Origin of the sequence: Xanthobacter albus, assembly GCF_043194895.2 — a bacterium.
In the GTDB taxonomy this organism is placed as follows: domain Bacteria; phylum Pseudomonadota; class Alphaproteobacteria; order Rhizobiales; family Xanthobacteraceae; genus Xanthobacter.
In genome coordinates this window covers 3,915,488-3,930,829 of sequence record NZ_CM195532.1, presented here as the reverse complement: position 1 = coordinate 3,930,829, position 15,342 = coordinate 3,915,488, and the positions used below count along the sequence as shown (strand labels likewise).

General features: G+C 69.8%; 15 protein-coding genes and 1 pseudogene. 8 read left to right on the top strand and 8 right to left on the bottom strand.

Annotation, left to right across the window (positions count from 1 at the left end; all coding sequences use genetic code 11):
• Positions 1-108 precede the first annotated feature (108 nt).
• The 3 genes and pseudogenes from V5F75_RS17605 to V5F75_RS17595 all read left to right on the top strand — a co-directional run bounded on the left by V5F75_RS17605 (position 109) and on the right by V5F75_RS17595 (position 2,334).
• Positions 109-1,458 carry a glutamate--tRNA ligase gene (locus tag V5F75_RS17605; RefSeq protein WP_394036701.1) on the top strand — a complete coding sequence of 450 codons (1,350 nt, stop codon included), beginning with the start codon at positions 109-111 and terminating at the stop codon, positions 1,456-1,458.
• A gap of 94 nt (positions 1,459-1,552) precedes the next feature.
• Positions 1,553-1,720: pseudogene (locus tag V5F75_RS17600) on the top strand (transposase); the annotation flags it as partial.
• Complete coding sequence (locus V5F75_RS17595; RefSeq protein WP_509212177.1) at positions 1,693-2,334, top strand: IS5 family transposase; 642 nt, start codon at positions 1,693-1,695, stop codon at positions 2,332-2,334. The pseudogene V5F75_RS17600 and the gene V5F75_RS17595, both read left to right, overlap by 28 nt.
• A 231-nt stretch (positions 2,335-2,565) precedes the next feature.
• Here the strand turns inward: V5F75_RS17595 and V5F75_RS17590 are convergent, their stop codons facing one another.
• Positions 2,566-3,702 (bottom strand): DUF2865 domain-containing protein, encoded by a 1,137-nt coding sequence (locus tag V5F75_RS17590; protein WP_394034081.1) that lies wholly within the window; start codon positions 3,700-3,702, stop codon positions 2,566-2,568.
• Between the two features lie 194 nt (positions 3,703-3,896).
• Complete coding sequence (locus V5F75_RS17585) at positions 3,897-4,985, bottom strand: TRAP transporter substrate-binding protein (RefSeq protein WP_394034095.1); 1,089 nt, start codon at positions 4,983-4,985, stop codon at positions 3,897-3,899.
• Positions 4,986-5,229: 244 nt separating this feature from the next.
• Between V5F75_RS17585 and V5F75_RS17580 the strand changes: the two genes are divergently transcribed.
• Positions 5,230-5,736: a CreA family protein gene (locus V5F75_RS17580; protein ID WP_394034080.1), complete on the top strand. Its 507-nt coding sequence runs from the start codon at positions 5,230-5,232 to the stop codon at positions 5,734-5,736.
• 19 nt (positions 5,737-5,755) lie between these two features.
• Here the strand turns inward: V5F75_RS17580 and V5F75_RS17575 are convergent, their stop codons facing one another.
• Positions 5,756-6,064, bottom strand: coding sequence for a hypothetical protein (locus V5F75_RS17575; protein WP_394034079.1), 309 nt, complete (start codon positions 6,062-6,064; stop codon positions 5,756-5,758).
• 491 nt (positions 6,065-6,555) lie between these two features.
• Here V5F75_RS17575 and cysS point away from each other — a divergent pair, with 491 nt between their 5' ends.
• The 4 genes from cysS (at position 6,556) to V5F75_RS17555 (ending at position 10,663) form a co-directional block, all read left to right on the top strand.
• Entirely contained in the window at positions 6,556-7,944 is a 1,389-nt protein-coding gene (cysS, locus tag V5F75_RS17570) for a cysteine--tRNA ligase (RefSeq protein WP_394034078.1), read from the top strand.
• Positions 7,941-8,435, top strand: coding sequence for a GNAT family N-acetyltransferase (locus V5F75_RS17565; RefSeq protein WP_394034077.1), 495 nt, complete (start codon positions 7,941-7,943; stop codon positions 8,433-8,435). Before cysS ends, V5F75_RS17565 begins: the two co-directional genes overlap by 4 nt.
• Positions 8,432-10,027 carry a citramalate synthase gene (gene cimA / locus V5F75_RS17560; protein WP_394034076.1) on the top strand — a complete coding sequence of 532 codons (1,596 nt, stop codon included), beginning with the start codon at positions 8,432-8,434 and terminating at the stop codon, positions 10,025-10,027. Before V5F75_RS17565 ends, cimA begins: the two co-directional genes overlap by 4 nt.
• 198 nt (positions 10,028-10,225) lie before the next feature.
• Positions 10,226-10,663 (top strand): DoxX family protein, encoded by a 438-nt coding sequence (locus V5F75_RS17555; RefSeq protein WP_394077236.1) that lies wholly within the window; start codon positions 10,226-10,228, stop codon positions 10,661-10,663.
• A gap of 69 nt (positions 10,664-10,732) precedes the next feature.
• On the opposite strand, the gene V5F75_RS17550 is transcribed toward V5F75_RS17555, so the two are convergent.
• From V5F75_RS17550 to V5F75_RS17530, 5 genes are all read right to left on the bottom strand, one after another.
• On the bottom strand, positions 10,733-12,796 hold the full coding sequence (locus V5F75_RS17550; protein ID WP_394034074.1) for a heavy metal translocating P-type ATPase: 2,064 nt from the start codon (positions 12,794-12,796) through the stop codon (positions 10,733-10,735).
• Positions 12,797-12,805: 9 nt separating this feature from the next.
• Positions 12,806-13,348 carry a hypothetical protein gene (locus tag V5F75_RS17545; protein ID WP_394034073.1) on the bottom strand — a complete coding sequence of 181 codons (543 nt, stop codon included), beginning with the start codon at positions 13,346-13,348 and terminating at the stop codon, positions 12,806-12,808.
• A 47-nt stretch (positions 13,349-13,395) separates the two neighbouring features.
• Positions 13,396-13,890 carry a hypothetical protein gene (locus V5F75_RS17540; protein WP_394034072.1) on the bottom strand — a complete coding sequence of 165 codons (495 nt, stop codon included), beginning with the start codon at positions 13,888-13,890 and terminating at the stop codon, positions 13,396-13,398.
• Between the two features lie 59 nt (positions 13,891-13,949).
• Positions 13,950-14,255, bottom strand: a complete 306-nt coding sequence (locus V5F75_RS17535) for a hypothetical protein (RefSeq protein ID WP_394034071.1) — start codon at positions 14,253-14,255, stop codon at positions 13,950-13,952.
• A 357-nt stretch (positions 14,256-14,612) separates the two neighbouring features.
• Positions 14,613-15,170, bottom strand: a complete 558-nt coding sequence (locus tag V5F75_RS17530) for a manganese efflux pump MntP (RefSeq protein ID WP_394034070.1) — start codon at positions 15,168-15,170, stop codon at positions 14,613-14,615.
• Positions 15,171-15,342: the final 172 nt, after the last annotated feature.

Here is a 15,342-nt window from a genome sequence, read left to right as displayed (position 1 = left end):
ACGCGAACCGGTTTCCACTTCGCTCGGAAACGCTCTATGCCCCTGCCCATGTCCGAACGCGCCCCTTCAGACCCCGCCGCTTCCGAAGCGGCCTCGCCCTTGTCCGCCGTGCCCGCCCGGCCGGTGCTGCGCTTCGCGCCTTCGCCCACGGGGCTGCTGCACGTGGGCAATGCCCGCACCGCCCTGCTCAATGCATTGCTGGCGCGGCGCGGTGGCGGCACCTTCATCCTGCGCTTCGACGATACCGACACCGCCCGCTCACGCATCGAGTATGCAGATGCCATCGCGGAGGATCTCGCCTGGCTCGGCATCACGCCCGATGCGGTCTACCGCCAGTCCGAGCGCCTCGGGCTCTACGCGGCGGCGGCAGAGCGGCTGCGGGCGGCCGGTCGCCTCTATCCCGCCTACGAAACCGAGGACGAGCTGGAGCTGAAGCGCCGCATGCAGCGCGCGCGCGGCTTGCCGCCGGTCTATGATCGCGCGGCGCTCGCTCTCACGGACGCCCAGCGCGCCGCGCTGGAGGCGGAAGGCCGGCGGCCCCACTGGCGCTTCCGTCTCGATCACCGCACCGTCACCTGGGACGACGGCGTGCGCGGGCCGCAGCAGGTGGACACGCAGAGCCTTTCCGATCCGGTTCTGGTACGGGCCGATGGTTCCTTCCTCTATACCCTGCCCTCGGTGGTGGACGACCTCGCCCTGGGGGTGACGCAGGTGGTGCGCGGCGAGGACCACGTGACCAATACCGCCGTGCAGATCGAGATCATGGAGGCGCTGGGGGGCCAGCCGCCGCGCTTCGCCCACCACAACCTGCTGACCCTGCCGAGCGGGGAGGGTCTTTCCAAGCGGCTCGGCCATCTCTCCCTGCGTACGCTGCGGGCGGCGGGCGAGGAGCCGCTGGCGGTGGCCGCCACCGCCGTGCTGGTGGGCACTTCCCATCCGCTGCAGGCGGTGGAAAGCCTCGATGCCCTCGCCGCCTTGGTGGACCTGTCCCACATCTCGCGCGCGCCGGCGCGGTTCGATCCGCAGGAGGTGACGGGCCTCACCGCCCGTACCCTCCATGGGCTGCCGTTCGCGGCGGTTGCGGCGCGGCTGTCGGCGGCGGGCATCGGCGGCGGCGAAGCGTTCTGGCTGGCGGTGCGGGGCAATCTTGCCACCTTCGCCGATGCCGGCGCGTGGTGGGCCGTGTGCGCGCAGCTGCGGGGCGGTGCCATGGAAGAGGCGGACCGCGCCTTCCTCGCGGAGGCGGCGGAGCTGCTGCCGGCGGAGCCGTGGGACGCCGGAACCTACGGCGCCTGGATCAAGGCGGTGAAGGCGGCGAGCGGACGCGCCGGCAAGGCGCTGTTCCATCCCGTCCGCCGTGCGCTCACGGGGCGGGAGACGGGGCCGGAACTGGCGAGCCTGCTGCCGCTGATGGGCCGCGCGCGCGCCGTGGCACGGCTGCGCGGAGAGGTGGGCTAGGCGGTGTGGACGGATTTGGCGGGGTCGAAGCGGGGGGATTCCCTTCCGGCTGTTTCGGTGATTCATAGAGGGTCGGCTTTTGGCGAGGTCGACCATGCTGACGCGGATGACGGACGAGGATTGGGCGGTGGCGCTGGATGTGTTCCACGCCTGCCGCTCGCGGCGGGGCGACAAGGGGCGAGACGACCGCAAGTTCCTCGAAGCCATGCACTATTTCACCGTGCACAACATCTCCTGGCGGGCGCTGCCGGCGGAGTTCGGGTCCTGGAACAGCGTCTGGAAACGGTTCTGGCGGCTGCGCCAGGCCGGCGTGTTCGAGCTGTTCTTCGAAACGCTGGCTTCGCTCAGCCGCACCGCGCATCTGGTTCAGATGTTCGATTCCACCGTGGTGCGTGCCCACGTCTCCGCCGCCGAGGCAAAAGGGGGCAGCAAGGCCACGCCCTCGGGCGCTCACGCGGCGGCTTCTCCACTAAGATCCACCTCAAGAGTGACTTCGAGGGCCACCCGATCGCCTTCCACCTGACCGGCGGCGAGGCCGGCGACAGCCCGCTGTTCAAGCTGCTGCTGGATCTTGGTCCCGATGTGAAGCCCCGCGCGGCGCTCGCCGACAAGGGCTATGACGCCAAGGCCAACCGGGCGCTGGCCCGAGCGCGCGGCATCGCGCCCGCCATCCCGTTCAAATCCAACGCGAAGGATCGTCCCGCCTTCTTCCCGAAGGCGCTCTACAAGGGCCGGGCCCGCATCGAGCAGTGCTTCGGAAAGCTCAAGCGTTTCAAGCGCGTCGCCCTGCGCTGCGAGAAGACAGAGCGCGGCTTCGCCGCAATCGTCGCGCTCGCCTTCTCATTCATCCTCATCAAATCCGTCCACACCGCCTAGAGCATTTCCGGCGAAAGCCGGTCCGCCGGAATTGCTCTAACTTATTGGCTTGGCGCAATTCCGGACGCAAAACCGCCCCGCACTTTTGCTGGAATTGCTCTAGAGCGTTCCGCGCGCGCATCGGCTCGCGGCAGTTGCTTCAGATTCTTGAGATCACGCATTTTCTTCAAGCGAACCGGCATCCGCTTCGCCTGAAGACGCTCCAAGGGCGCGGTGCTGGCCGCGCCCGCATCACTGCTGCTGCGGCGCGTTCTGCGAGCGGGGCAGGGGGATGACGCGCACCGCGCGCTGGCCCGGCTGCTCCGAGGCCGGGGCGAGCGGGGCCGAGATGTTGGCGGCAGGGCTTCCGGCGTGCGCAGCGTCGCCGGTGGTGGCCGGGGCACTGTTGGCGCCCTTGCCCTTGGCACCGGACGCGGCGTCGGCGGGCTTCGGCTGGGACATCTCGCGCGCCTGCTCCTCGGTCACGAGGATGTCGCCCTTCTGCAGGGTGGTCTCGTCCTCGACCCCGGCGAGCGCCTGCGCCCAGGACTGCCCGGCCGCGCGGCAGGTGCAGGAGGAGACGAACTCCTTGCGGTAGCGCAGCGCGTTGGGCGTGGACATGTAGGACTGGCCGGAGATGCTGTAGGCGTTCCGGATGTCCTCGCCCGACATGGTGAAGAGCTGGGCGTCCGTGTTGGGGCACAGCTTCTTGCAGAGCTGGTCCTCGCTCACGAGGCGGCTGGAGTTGGACGAGCGCGACAGCGGGAAGTAGTAGCCGTCGCACATGCGCACGCACACGGTGCGGGAGCCGCCGCCGGAAGGCTTGCTCGGCGCCACCGCGTTCAGGTCCACGTCAGGCGCGGCTTCCTCGGTGTCGCTCTGAACCGGCCCGCCGAAGATGGATTCGAGGAAGTTGCGCGGACGCTGCGGCTGGGCCGGCGCGTTGGTGGCGCGCACCGCTGCCGTGTACTGGGCGCCGCAATTGTTCTGCGCCAGCGCGAGGATGAGCGCGCGGCGCTGGCCCGCCTGATCGGAGCCGCCGCCCCGCTCCAGCCCGGCGATGGACGAGCGCAGGCGCGAGATCTGGTCGTCGATCTGGTCGCACTGGGGCGGGCGCGAGGGGTTCTGGAAGATGAGGAAGCCGCGCGGGGCGTCGCAGCCCATGGTGCGGGCCTGGGCGGAATAGCGGTCGAGGTCGCCCTTCAGCTTGGCCGCCTGCGCCTGGCGCGAGGCCCAGGAATCCGAACCCCGGTCAAGGGAGCCGAGGGAGGCTTCGAGCTGGGCGCAGGTGGAATTCTGCTGGGCGAGCGCGCCCGCCGCGCCGGCCGGCAGGGCGGCCGCCACCAGGAGCCCGCGGGCGAGGGTGCCGAAGCGTCGCGAAAATCCCATCCTCAGCCTTCTCAAGGTCAGTCGAAGCCGCAGGCAAGCGCCGATTGGTCGTCTATAGCCCGGCGGCGGTGTCAAATGGTGACCAAAGTGTGGAATCCCGCCCGGCCCTGACGCAAGGGCCGCGGCCCTCGGGGCGTTGCCGGGCCTTGCGTCGGCGCTGGCGCGATCACGCGGGTTTGAGCGCGCGGCCCGCCTCAGCTCTTGCCGCGGTTGCGGATGTTGAAGCTGTCGAAGGCGTATTCGGCGATCTGCCACCACACCAGCTGGTCGGTGCGCACGGCATTCATCGAATCGAGCCCTTCCTTGAAGGCGGGGTTGGTGGCGGCGAGCTCCTTGTAGAGCTCCAGCGCCGCCTTGTGCCCGGCTTCCATGATGGCGGGCGGGAAGGGGCGCAGCTCCGCGCCCTGCTGCACCAGCCGGCGCAGGGCGGGCGGGTTCACGTAGTCGTACTTGGCGAGCATCCAGGCGTTGGCCGCCTCGCACGCCAGCTTCACGATCGACTGGTAGTGCTTCGGCAGGGCGGCCCAGCGCTGGTTGTTGACGATGAGGTGGAGCATGGCGCCCCCCTCCCACCATCCGGGATAGTAATAATATTTCGCCACCTTCACGAGGCCGAGCTTCTCGTCGTCATAGGGGCCGACGAACTCGGTGGCGTCGATGGAGCCGCGCTCCAGTGCCGGGTAGACGTCGCCGGGGGCGATCTGCTGCGGCACCACCCCCAGCTTCGCAAGCACCTGCCCGCCCAGCCCGCCGATGCGGAACTTGAGGCCCTTCAGGTCGTCGAGGGAGGTCAGCTCCTTGCGGAAGAAGCCGCCCATCTGGCAGCCGGAGTTGCCGGCCGCGAAGGCGGTGACGTTGTAGTCCGCGAGGATGCGGTTGGTGAACTCGGCGCCGCCGCCGAAGTGCCACCAGGAATGCTGCTGGCGCGAGTTGAAGCCGAACGGCACGCCGGTGCCGAAGGCGAGGGCGGTGTTCTTGCCGGTGTAGAAATAGGTCGCGGTGTGGGCGCAGTCCACCGAGCCGGTGGAGGCGGCGTCGAGCGCCTGCATGCCGGGCACGATCTCGCCGGCGGGGAAGGTCTGGATCTGGAACTTGCCGTCGGTGGCCTCGGCCACATACTGCGCGAGGATCTGGGCGGTGCCGTAGATGGTGTCGAGCGAGCGCGGGAAGGAGGAGGTCAGGCGCCATTTCACCTCGGGCGCGCTCTGGGCCAGGGCCGGCGCGGCGACCGCCGTGCCGGCGGCGGCGGCGGCCGTGGCGCCCATGAATTGGCGGCGCTTGATGTCCATCAACGATCTCCTTCGGCCTTCGGGCGCCGGCTCTGCCTGTGCGGCGAAGCTGGCGCCGGCCCTCGGGCCGGTATGCGGCCCGGTATTCCCGGGGGGTCCTGCGGTGGCGGGACCGCAGGGGTGTCATGGGCGGCGCCCGGCGTCAATCGGAATGCGCCGCTTCCGCTCGCGGGCGCGGCGCCCCATATGGGGGGGCATCCGTTCCCGAGGGGGCTTTATGATGGCAAAGGTGACTTTCATGCGGCGCGCGGCGATGGCGGCGATGGCGGGCCTCGCGCTCTCGGCCGGTGCGGCGGCGGCGCAGGAGCCGGACCTCATCCTCAAGAAGTCCACGGTGTGGAAATTCCTGACGCCCGACGACAAGCTCGCGGTCTACGGCATCGACGACCCCTTGGTGGAGGGTGTCGCCTGCCACTACACCACCCCCGAGAAGGGGGGCGTCTCCGGCATGCTGGGCGTGGCCGAGCAGGTCTCCGACATCTCCCTGGCCTGTCGGCAGGTGGGGCCCATCTCGTTCAAGGGCAAGTTCGAGCAGGGCGACGTGGTGTTCCGCGAGGGCCGCTCGCTCTTCTTCAAGAAGATGCAGATCGTGCGCGGCTGCGATACCAAGCGCAACGTGCTCGTTTACCTGGTCTATTCCGACAAGCTGATCGACGGCAGCCCGAAGAACTCCACCTCCACCGTGCCCATCATGCCCTGGGGCGGCAACGGCGAGGTGCCACGCTGCGCCGATTACCTGAAATAGGCCGGGGCGCCGGCCCCCCTCAGCGGCTACAGGTGATGGCTACCGCGCTCTCGCACAGGGGGCTGGAGCAGGCCGTTCGCGTCCCGGAGGCGGTGGAGACCTTCGGCTCGTTCTCCACGCGGCCGAAGTCCAGCGCGCGAGAATAGTCGTGGGAGCGGCACCAGGCGGTCGCCACCTGCTCGCCGCAGGGGGCGCCGGAGGCGAGGCAGCCATCCACGCCATAGCTGTCGGATGCGTCGATGATGAAGATGCGCGTGTCGCCGGACGCGAGCGCTGCGGTGGACATGAAGGCGACGCCGGCCACGGCCAGCGCACGGAAAATCGGCATGGACAGGAGCTTTGCTTCCGGTTTGCGCCACGCCCGGTGCCGGCGGCGCGGCGCATGCGCGGGGGCGGCGGAGCGGGACGGGGCGACGTGAATTGGCCGTGGCATAGCCGCGCCGCCCGCGGCGGGTCAACCCGCGCCGTCCGCGCCACAGCCTCCCGCTTTCGGCAGGGCCGGGCGCCGTCCGCGCCGCTTTCGGCCGCGCGAAAACCCTTGACGGATGCGTGCCGGCGAACCATTGTCCCGCGCCATGAACGGCCCTGTTTCCATCTTCGGCATCTGCCTGCCGATTATTTGCGGTTAGCCCGAGACGCTCGCCGCGGCCGTCCCTTGCTGCACCCTTAAAGCCCTTAAGGACCTGGACGCCCCGGCCGGCGGACCGGCATGCGCGCACCTTCGTGCGTGCGCTTCACGGCCATGCGCGCATCCCGGTGCGCGCTCCAAAGGGATATGCGCGCGGTCCTGCGCGCTCTATGAGGGAAGCGGAGCGATCCATGGAGCTGCGGCTTCACAACACCCTGACCCGGTCGAAGGACGGCTTGCGCCCCCTCGATCCCCGGAACGTGCGCATGTATGTGTGCGGCCCCACGGTCTATGACCACGCCCACATCGGCAATGCGCGGCCGGTGATCGTGTTCGACGTGCTGTTCCGCCTGCTGCGCCGCCTCTATGGGGTGGAGCACGTGAAGTACGTGCGCAACATCACCGACGTGGACGACAAGATCAACGCGCGCGCGGCCGATCGCGGCATCTCCATCCGCGAGCTGACGGAGGAGACCTACCGGTGGTTCCGGGAGGACACGGCGGCCCTCGGCTGCCTGCGGCCCACCGTGGAGCCCCGCGCCACCGAGCATATCGTGGAGATGCGTGCGCTCATCGAGCGCCTCGTGGCCTCGGGCCACGCCTATGTGGCGCAGGAGCACGTGCTGTTCAACGTGCCCTCCATGCCCGATTACGGCGCGCTTTCCCGCCGCCCGCTCGACGAGATGATCGCCGGCGCGCGGGTGGATGTCGCCCCCTACAAGCGCGACGCCATGGACTTCGTGCTGTGGAAGCCCTCCGATGCCGGGGTGCCGGGGTGGGAATCGCCGTGCGGCATCAAGACCCCCGGCCGGCCGGGCTGGCACATCGAGTGCTCCGCCATGAGCTGGAAGCACCTGGGCGAGACCTTCGACATCCACGGCGGCGGCATCGACCTGGTGTTCCCCCACCATGAGAACGAGATCGCCCAGTCGCGCTGCGCCTTCCACACCGGCGTGATGGCCCAGATGTGGCTCCACAACGGCTTCCTGATGCTGGAAGGCGAGAAGATGTCGAAGTCGCTCGGCAACTTCGTCACCATCCGCGAGCTTTTGGAGGAATGGCCGGGCGAGGTGCTGCGCCTCGCCATGCTCTCCACCCATTATCGCCAGCCCATCAACTGGACCCGCCAGGGCCTGGGCTTCGCCGCCAAGACGCTCGACAAATGGTACCGCGTCATCGGCGAGGTGGAGGCCGAGGGCGGGGAGGGCAACCCCTTCGAGCACGAGATCGCCGAGCGGCTGGCGGATGACCTCAACACACCCTCCGCCATCGCCCACCTGCACCATCTCGCGGAGGTGGCGGAGCACGAGGACGCCTCCTCCGCCCTGCGCCGGCGCTTCAAGGGCGCTGCCAACCTCCTCGGCCTCCTCGGCGAGGCCGAAAGCGGGTGGCGCGCGCGCGCCAAGGCGTCCATCACCCTCGATGAGGGGGTGGTCTCCGGCCTCATCGCGGAGCGCCTCGCCGCCCGCAAGGCCAGGGACTTCAAGCGCGCCGACCAGATCCGCGAGGAACTGGCGGCCAAGGGCATCGTGCTCATGGACAACAAGGACGGCACCACGAGCTGGGAGGTGGCGCGATGAGCGCGCGCGTCTCCCTGCGCCCCTTCCTGCCGGCCGATGCGCCCGCTTTGGCGGCCCTGTTCCGGGCCTCCATCGCGGAGCTGACCGGCGACGATTACGACACCGACCAGCAGGAGGCCTGGGCGGCCGCCGCCGATGACGAGGAGGCGTTCGCCGCCCGGCTCGGCGCGCTGCTGACCCTGGTGGCGCTGCGCGGCGGCGCGCCGGTGGGCTTCGTGGGGCTGAAGGACGACAGCCACATCGACCTGCTCTACGTGCACCCGGAGGCGGTGGAGAGCGGCATCGCCGCCGCCTTGTGCGACGCCGCCGAGACCCTGGCCCGCGGCCGTGGCGCCAAGGCGGTGACGGTGGACGCCAGCGACACCGCGCTCGGCTTCTTCCAGCATCGCGGCTACCAGCCCGAGCGCCGCAACACCGTTTCGCTTGGCGGGGAGTGGCTGAGCAACACCACCCTGCGCAAGGTGCTCGGCGAGGGAGGCCGGCTGCAATGACCCGTGAGCGCCTCTATCTCTTCGACACCACCCTGCGCGACGGCGCGCAGACCAACGGGGTGGACTTCACAGTCGCCGACAAGCTGAAGGTGCTCGGGCTCCTCGACCGGCTGGGCGTGGACTATGTGGAGGCCGGCTATCCCGGCGCCAACCCCACCGATACCGAGCTGTTCTCGCAGGAGCATCCGGCGAAGGCCCGCATCACCGCCTTCGGCATGACCAAGCGGCCGGGCCGCTCCGCCTCCAATGACCCCGGCATCGCCGCGCTGCTGGAGGCGCGCTCCGATGCCATCTGCTTCGTCGCCAAGTCGTCCGCCTATCAGGTGCGGGTGGCGCTGGGGACCACGAAGGAGGAGAACCTCGCCTCCATCCGCGAGAGCGTCGCTGCGGCGGTGGGCGCCGGGCGCGAGGCGCTGGTGGATTGCGAGCACTTCTTCGACGGCTACAAGGAGGACCCCGCCTTCGCCCTCGCCTGCGCACGTGCGGCCTACGAAGCCGGGGCGCGCTGGGTGGTGCTGTGCGACACCAACGGCGGCACGCTGCCCCACGAGGTGGAGGCCATCGTGCGCGAGGTGGTGAAGGTGGTGCCGGGCGATCACCTGGGCATCCACGCTCACAACGACACCGAGCAGGCGGTGGCGAACTCGCTGGCGGCGGTGCGGGCCGGCGTGCGGCAGGTTCAGGGCACGCTCAACGGCCTCGGCGAGCGCTGCGGCAACGCCAACCTCTGCTCGCTGATCCCGACCCTGCTTCTGAAGCCGGACTATGCGGAGCGGTTCGAGATCGGCGTGTCGCCGCAGGGCCTCGCGGACATCTCCTCCGTCTCCCGCGCCCTGGACGAGATGCTGAACCGCGCGCCGGACCGCCATGCGCCCTATGTGGGCGAGAGCGCGTTCGCCACCAAGGCCGGCATCCACGCCTCCGCCATCCTGAAGGACCCGGCGACCTACGAGCACGTCCCGCCCGAGGCGGTGGGCAACCGGCGCAAGCTGCTGGTGTCCGACCAGGCGGGCAAGTCCAACGTCATCGCCGAGCTGGAGCGGCTCGGGGTGTCCGTGGACAAGGCCGACCCGCGCCTTTCCCGCCTGCTGGACGACGTGAAGACCCGTGAGGCGCTGGGCTATTCCTACGAGGCGGCGGACGCTTCCTTCGCCCTGCTGGCGCGCCGGGCGCTCGGCTCGGTGCCGGATTTCTTCACGGTGGAGCGCTTCAGCGTGAACGTGGAGCGCCGCTACAACGCCAAGGGCGAGCTTTCCACCGTGGCCGAAGCCATCGTGAAGGTGCACGTGGGCGAGGAGGTGCTCATCTCCGCCGCCGAGGGCAACGGCCCGGTGAACGCGCTGGATGTCGCGCTGCGCAAGGATCTCGGCAAGTACCAGCCGCTGATCGCCGGCCTCCACCTCACCGACTACCGGGTGCGCGTGCTGAACGGCGGCACCGAGGCGGTCACCCGCGTGCTGGTGGAGTGCGCCGACGAGAAGGGCGAGCGCTGGACCACGGTGGGCGTCTCCCCCAACATCATCGATGCCTCGTTCGAGGCGCTGCTCGATTCCATCACCTGGAAGCTGCTGCAGGAAGGCGCCACCGCCTGACGGCGCCACCCGCTCCGGAGGGGGCCCGCGCGTCCGGCGCGCTGGCCCTGGGCCGCGGCCGCCGCCCAGGGCAGAGAAAGTCAGCGGCCTTGTCCGAAATCAATGCCTACCCCGGTACTTGGAATGACCATATGGTCATAAAGGCGGCTTTCAGATGTTTGAAAGCAGCCGTGCGTGCGTATCGGGAAAGGTACCGCCATGTCCCAAATCAACTCACGGTTTGACCTGACTAACCCTATGGTTGTGACGCGCATCCTCTGCGGCGTCTTCTACTTCCCGCATTCCATCTCCAAGATCATCGGCTTCGCAGCTTCGGTCGGCTTCTTCACGCGCGCCGGCTTTTATCCGCCTGAGCTTTTCGTGGTGATGTCCATCACGATGGAACTGATTTGCGGCATCGGCCTCACGCTGGGCATCGGCACCAAGTATCTGGGCGTGGTTTCCGCGGGGATGATGGCGGTTGCCGCCTATGCCATCATCGCCATCTACGGCCTCAGCTGGTTCTGGGGCGGGCACGGCATCGAATATCTGGTGTTCTGGGCCATCGCTTCGCTCGCGGTGGCGCTCAATGCCTGGAACGAGAACCCCGGCATCTTCGGCTATTTCGCCTTCCGTCTGCGGCCGGCGAAGGGCTGAGGCCGGCGCTGGACAGCAAAAAGCCCCCCGAGCATCTGCTCGGGGGGCTTTTTCGTTTTTCTGGCCGGGTCAGGCGTGGCCGTGCCGCGCCCGGCCGGCGAGCAGCGAGCGGATGAGCACGGCGATGGTGGTGCCGTTGTGCAGCGCCGCCGTGGCGATGGGCGAGAGATAGCCCAGCACCGCCGCCGCCAGGATGGCCGAGTTCGCGCCCACCGCCACGTTGAAGTTGGAGCGGATGAGCCGCATGGTGGACTGCGAGATGTCCACCATGGCGGCGAGCGAATCGAGCCGGTCGTCGGTGAGCACGATGTCGGCGGTGGCGCGGGCGATGTCCGCCGCCCGCGGCATGGCGATGCCCACATGGGCGGTCATCAGCGCGGGGCCGTCGTTCACCCCGTCGCCTACGAACGCCACCTTGGCACCGGCGGCCTGCAGGTCGGCGATGATGCGGGCCTTGTCCTCCGGCTGCTTCTCGTAGAACACCTCGTCGAGCCCCAGCGCCTCCCCGAGGGCGAGCGCCTTGGCGCGGTCGTCGCCGGTGATCATCACGATGCGCTTGACGCCGAGCTCCCGCAGCCGGGCGAGGGTGGCCGGTGTTTCCTCCCGCAGCCGGTCGCGCAGGGCGAACATGGCGAGCGGCTTCTGGTTGCGCGCCGCGTAGAGCAGCGACTTGCCCTCTGCCTGGAAGGCCGCCACCTGCGCCCGCTGCCGGGCGAAGGAGATGTTCTCGTCATCCTCCAGGTAATGGCGGCTACCGAAGCGGATGATGTCGTCGCCCACCTCCGCCTCCACCCCGTGGCCGACAATGAAGTTGACCTCCTCGTGCGGCACATGGGCGAGGCGGCGCTGGCGGGCCAGCTTCACCACCGCGCGGGCGATGGGGTGGTTGGTGTGCTCGCCGAGCGAGGCCACCAGCGCCAGCGCGTCCTCCTCGTCCACATGGGGATTGAGGGGGCACACGTCCGTCACCTGGAGGGTGTTGTGGGTGAGGGTGCCGGTCTTGTCGAACACCACGGTGTCCACGTCCGCCAGCAGCTCGATGGCCTGCCCGCTCTTGACGAGGCAGCCCTGCTTCGCCGCCTGGAACATGGCGGTCTTGAGCGCGATGGGGGTGCCGAGCTTCACGGTGCAGGAATAGTCCACCATGAAGACGGATTCCATGCGCCGCCAGTCCCGCGTCAGCGCGAACACGCCCGCCGCCGAACCGAGCGTGATGCCCACCCGCTTGTCGGCCAGCGCATCGGAGACGCATTCGATCTCCGCCGGCCGCTCCAGGGCGTCCTGGATGTAGCGGGCGATGCGCCCCGTGGTGGTGGCCTCGCCCACCCGCTCGGCGCGGATCACGAGCCGGCCCTCGGTGACGATGCCGCCCGCGAGCGCGGTGCCGCCCGGCGCGCGGGGGATGGGCAGGCTCTCGCCGGTCACTGCCGACTGGTCCACATAGGCATCGCCGCCCACCACGGTGCCGTCCACCGGAATGGTCTCGCCGATGCCCACCACCACGTGCTCGCCGCCCCTGAGGCTGTTGAAGGGCACCTGCACCATCTCGCCCCCGGCGGTCTCCACCCACACGTCGTCCGGCGCGCGGTGGAGCAGGGAGCGCAGCAGCTCGTCGGAGCGCTCGATGGTGGTGGATTCGATGTATTCCGCCAGCTCCACCAGCAGGCGGGTGAAGTTGGCGGTGGTGTATTCGCCGCGCGCCGCGGGCAGGCCCATGGCGATGGCGTCGAGCACCTCCACCTTCAGCCCGTGCTGGATGGCGGCGGTGATGCCGCGCACGAGGGTGGGGGCGATGTTGGCGAAGGTGAGCGCCGCCGCCGCCGGGCGCGGCAGCAGGCGGGCGGCGGCCAGCGTCGCCGCCGAGAGCACCAGCGGCGCGGCGTCGGAGCCTTCCGCCTGCACCATGGGCGGGGCGCTCGCGGGCGGGTTGGCGGCGCGGGCGAGAATGCGCGCGCGGACGTCCTCCCCGCCGTCGTAGCCCACCACCAGCGCGCGGCAGCCGGGATTCATGCGCACGGCGGAAACGCCGCGCACATCGCGCACGGCGGTGGCCGCGCGTGCCAGTGTATCGGGGTCGGAGCCGAGCCGCAGGCGCAGGCGGCCCGGCACCTCGTGAACGATGCGGACGCTCACAACACCTCCTCAGTTGCCGGAGATGGGCGCGAGGGGAGCCTCGGCCTCGGGCTCCACCGGAGCGGGCGTCGCTGCCGCGGCCACCTCGGCCTCCGCGTCGTGCAGGCGCTCCTTCAGCTCCTCGACGCCGCCCTGGAGGAAGCTCCAGATCTGCACCGCCGTGCGCAGGATGGTGCGCTGGGCGGTCTCATTGGTGAGCAGGTAGGCCGCGCCGGCGCCCACCGCGAGGCCCTTGATGAGGGAGTCCGCCGCCGGGTGCTGGTGCCAGTTGAGGCCGGCACCCTGCTGGGGCTGGGCATTCTGGGGCCCCGTGGTGCCGGGCATCGCGCCGGGGCCGAATGGGAAACCGGGCGGGGGAAAGCCGGGCGGGAAGGCGCCGGCCGGCCCCTGCTGGGCGCCTGGGCCGTAGCCGCCCGCCTGTCCGCCGTCCTGCGGCGCGGGGGCCGCCTGGTGCGCGCCCTGCGGGGCATGGCCTCCGGCCGCTTCCGGGCCGTAGCCGTAGAAGTGATAGTGGTAGTGCACGCCCTGGCTGGCGCCGTTCTCATCGGACATGATTCAGCTCCTGGATTCTGTTCGCGGGGGGAAGGCGCGGCGCCCGGTCAGGGCTTCGGCGGCGTGTCGCTCGCGCCGGCCTTGCTGAAGACGGAGGAGAAGGCGGCTCGCACGTCCGGGCGGTTTAGAAGAACCACCACGCCGGCGCCGATGGCCGTGCCGATCCAGAAGTTGGAGCCGCTCGCCCGCGCGATGCGGGTGAGGTTGGAGAGGCTGAAGCCGTCTTTCAGCACGCCTTCGAGCACGTCGAGGGCATCGATGCGCGGCCCGCCCTGCTGGGCGCCGCCCGGCTGGGGTCCCTGCGGTCCATATCCCGGCTGCGGGCCGAACCCGGCCTGGGGCCCATAGCCCGCCTGCTGTCCGTAGCCTTGTTGTCCGTATCCTTGCGCGCCGTAGGTTCCCTGGGCTCCGTAACCGGCCTGCGCGCCGCCCGTCGGGCCAGCATTCCAGCCGGCGTAGGAGGACCACTGACCGCCGGGCTGCGGGCCGCCCTGGGTCGGACCGGATTGCGAACCAGGCCACTGTTGGGACTTCTTCGACATCGGCTCTTCCTCGGATCAAGAATGCGGAAAGATGAAGGTTCGCTTCGCCGGGCGCGGGGTCACCGCACGTGGGCGGCGAGCACGCGCTCGACTTCCTCGGCTTCGGCCACCAGCAGTCGAGGCCAGAGCGCGGCGGGGATGAGATGGGGGTCGTATTCGACCACGACGGTGAGGGCGGCGGCGTTCGTCCGCGTCGACGTCACGCCGCGGATGCGGCCCACGAGGTCGACGAACGGCGCGGGGTCCACCTTCGGCAGGTGCATGAGGGCCGCGAGGTCCAGCTTCAGCCGGATGCGGCCGGGCACGTGGTGAGCGATGGAAACGAACCGGCGCAGGTGCAGGAACGGCGAAAGATCGGGGATCATGCGGCGGCCCCATCCGCGCCGCGCGCGGGGGGAGCCGTGCCTGCCGCATCCCGTCCACATGGCCTGGCGGGGGCATCCGCCGCCATCGCGCCCGACACTTTCACATGCGCCATCGACCCGTGTCTCCGTCGGTCGTTCGCCTCGGGGCCGGGGTGCCGGCTCCATACGGCGTTACTACCATCCTAGCCGTGATGGCAGAACATAGACTTTGACATAGGTCAGGCGAAGTGTTTTCGGGTCGCAGGCCTGCGGATCAATGCAATATTGGAAACAGTCTAAGAAGCAAATTGGAATTGATCTAAGAAAATTCACCGCGCGCCTTGGCGATGCCGGCGCGCGGGGCTCTTCGGCGCGGCCTCAGCCCTGCAGGTGGCGGATGAGGATCGAGGCGCCGATGCCGATCAGTATCGCGCCGGCCAGAACTTCGGCGATGCGGCCCCAGCGCTCGCTGATGAGCCGGCCCATCAGCATGCCGCCGGAGGACATGAGGAAGGTGGCGAGCCCGATGGCGAGGGCGATCACCAGGATGTTCACGTCGAAGAAGGCGAGCGAAACGCCGACCGCCATGGCATCGAGGCTGGTGCCGACGGCGGTGGCGATGAGCACCGGCAGGGAGGCTCTGGGCGGCTCCGCCTCTTCCGTGCGGCCCAGCGCCGCCCACATCATGTGCAGGCCCACGGCGCCCAGCAGGCCGAAGGCGATCCAATGGTCCACCGCCTCCACATAGCGGCTGGCGGCGACGCCGGCGGCCCAGCCGATGAGCGGCGTCAGCGCCTCCACGAAGCCGAACACGGCGCCGGTGCGCAGCGCCTCGGAATAGCGCGGGCGGCCCAGGGCGGCCCCGCGGCCCACCGAGACGACGAAGGCGTCCACGGACATGCTGAAGGCAAGCGCGGCGATGGCGAAAGGAGACATGAATCGAGGTCCGGCGGACGATCTTGACCGCGTGCCGACACACCCCGTCCGGGAGGATGCGTGGTTCACGACGGTCTTGCCGGGCCGAGGGATTTCGGCTGGACGCGCCACGCTCCGATGCTTCCGTTCCGCACCGGCGCGAGTGTGTTGACGCGACCCCGCTCAACGGCGG

What these genes read in the sequence shown, in the direction of transcription:
- V5F75_RS17590 (WP_394034081.1), bottom strand. Translation starts at nt 3,702, where the DNA reads ATGGGATTTTCGCGACGCTTCGGCACCCTCGCCCGCGGGCTCCTGGTG.
- V5F75_RS17580 (WP_394034080.1), top strand. Translation starts at nt 5,230, where the DNA reads ATGCGGCGCGCGGCGATGGCGGCGATGGCGGGCCTCGCGCTCTCGGCC.
- V5F75_RS17575 (WP_394034079.1), bottom strand. Translation starts at nt 6,064, where the DNA reads ATGCCGATTTTCCGTGCGCTGGCCGTGGCCGGCGTCGCCTTCATGTCC.
- cysS (WP_394034078.1), top strand. Translation starts at nt 6,556, where the DNA reads ATGGAGCTGCGGCTTCACAACACCCTGACCCGGTCGAAGGACGGCTTG.
- V5F75_RS17565 (WP_394034077.1), top strand. Translation starts at nt 7,941, where the DNA reads ATGAGCGCGCGCGTCTCCCTGCGCCCCTTCCTGCCGGCCGATGCGCCC.
- cimA (WP_394034076.1), top strand. Translation starts at nt 8,432, where the DNA reads ATGACCCGTGAGCGCCTCTATCTCTTCGACACCACCCTGCGCGACGGC.
- V5F75_RS17555 (WP_394077236.1), top strand. Translation starts at nt 10,226, where the DNA reads ATGTCCCAAATCAACTCACGGTTTGACCTGACTAACCCTATGGTTGTG.
- V5F75_RS17545 (WP_394034073.1), bottom strand. Translation starts at nt 13,348, where the DNA reads ATGTCCGATGAGAACGGCGCCAGCCAGGGCGTGCACTACCACTATCAC.
- V5F75_RS17540 (WP_394034072.1), bottom strand. Translation starts at nt 13,890, where the DNA reads ATGTCGAAGAAGTCCCAACAGTGGCCTGGTTCGCAATCCGGTCCGACC.
- V5F75_RS17535 (WP_394034071.1), bottom strand. Translation starts at nt 14,255, where the DNA reads ATGATCCCCGATCTTTCGCCGTTCCTGCACCTGCGCCGGTTCGTTTCC.
- V5F75_RS17530 (WP_394034070.1), bottom strand. Translation starts at nt 15,170, where the DNA reads ATGTCTCCTTTCGCCATCGCCGCGCTTGCCTTCAGCATGTCCGTGGAC.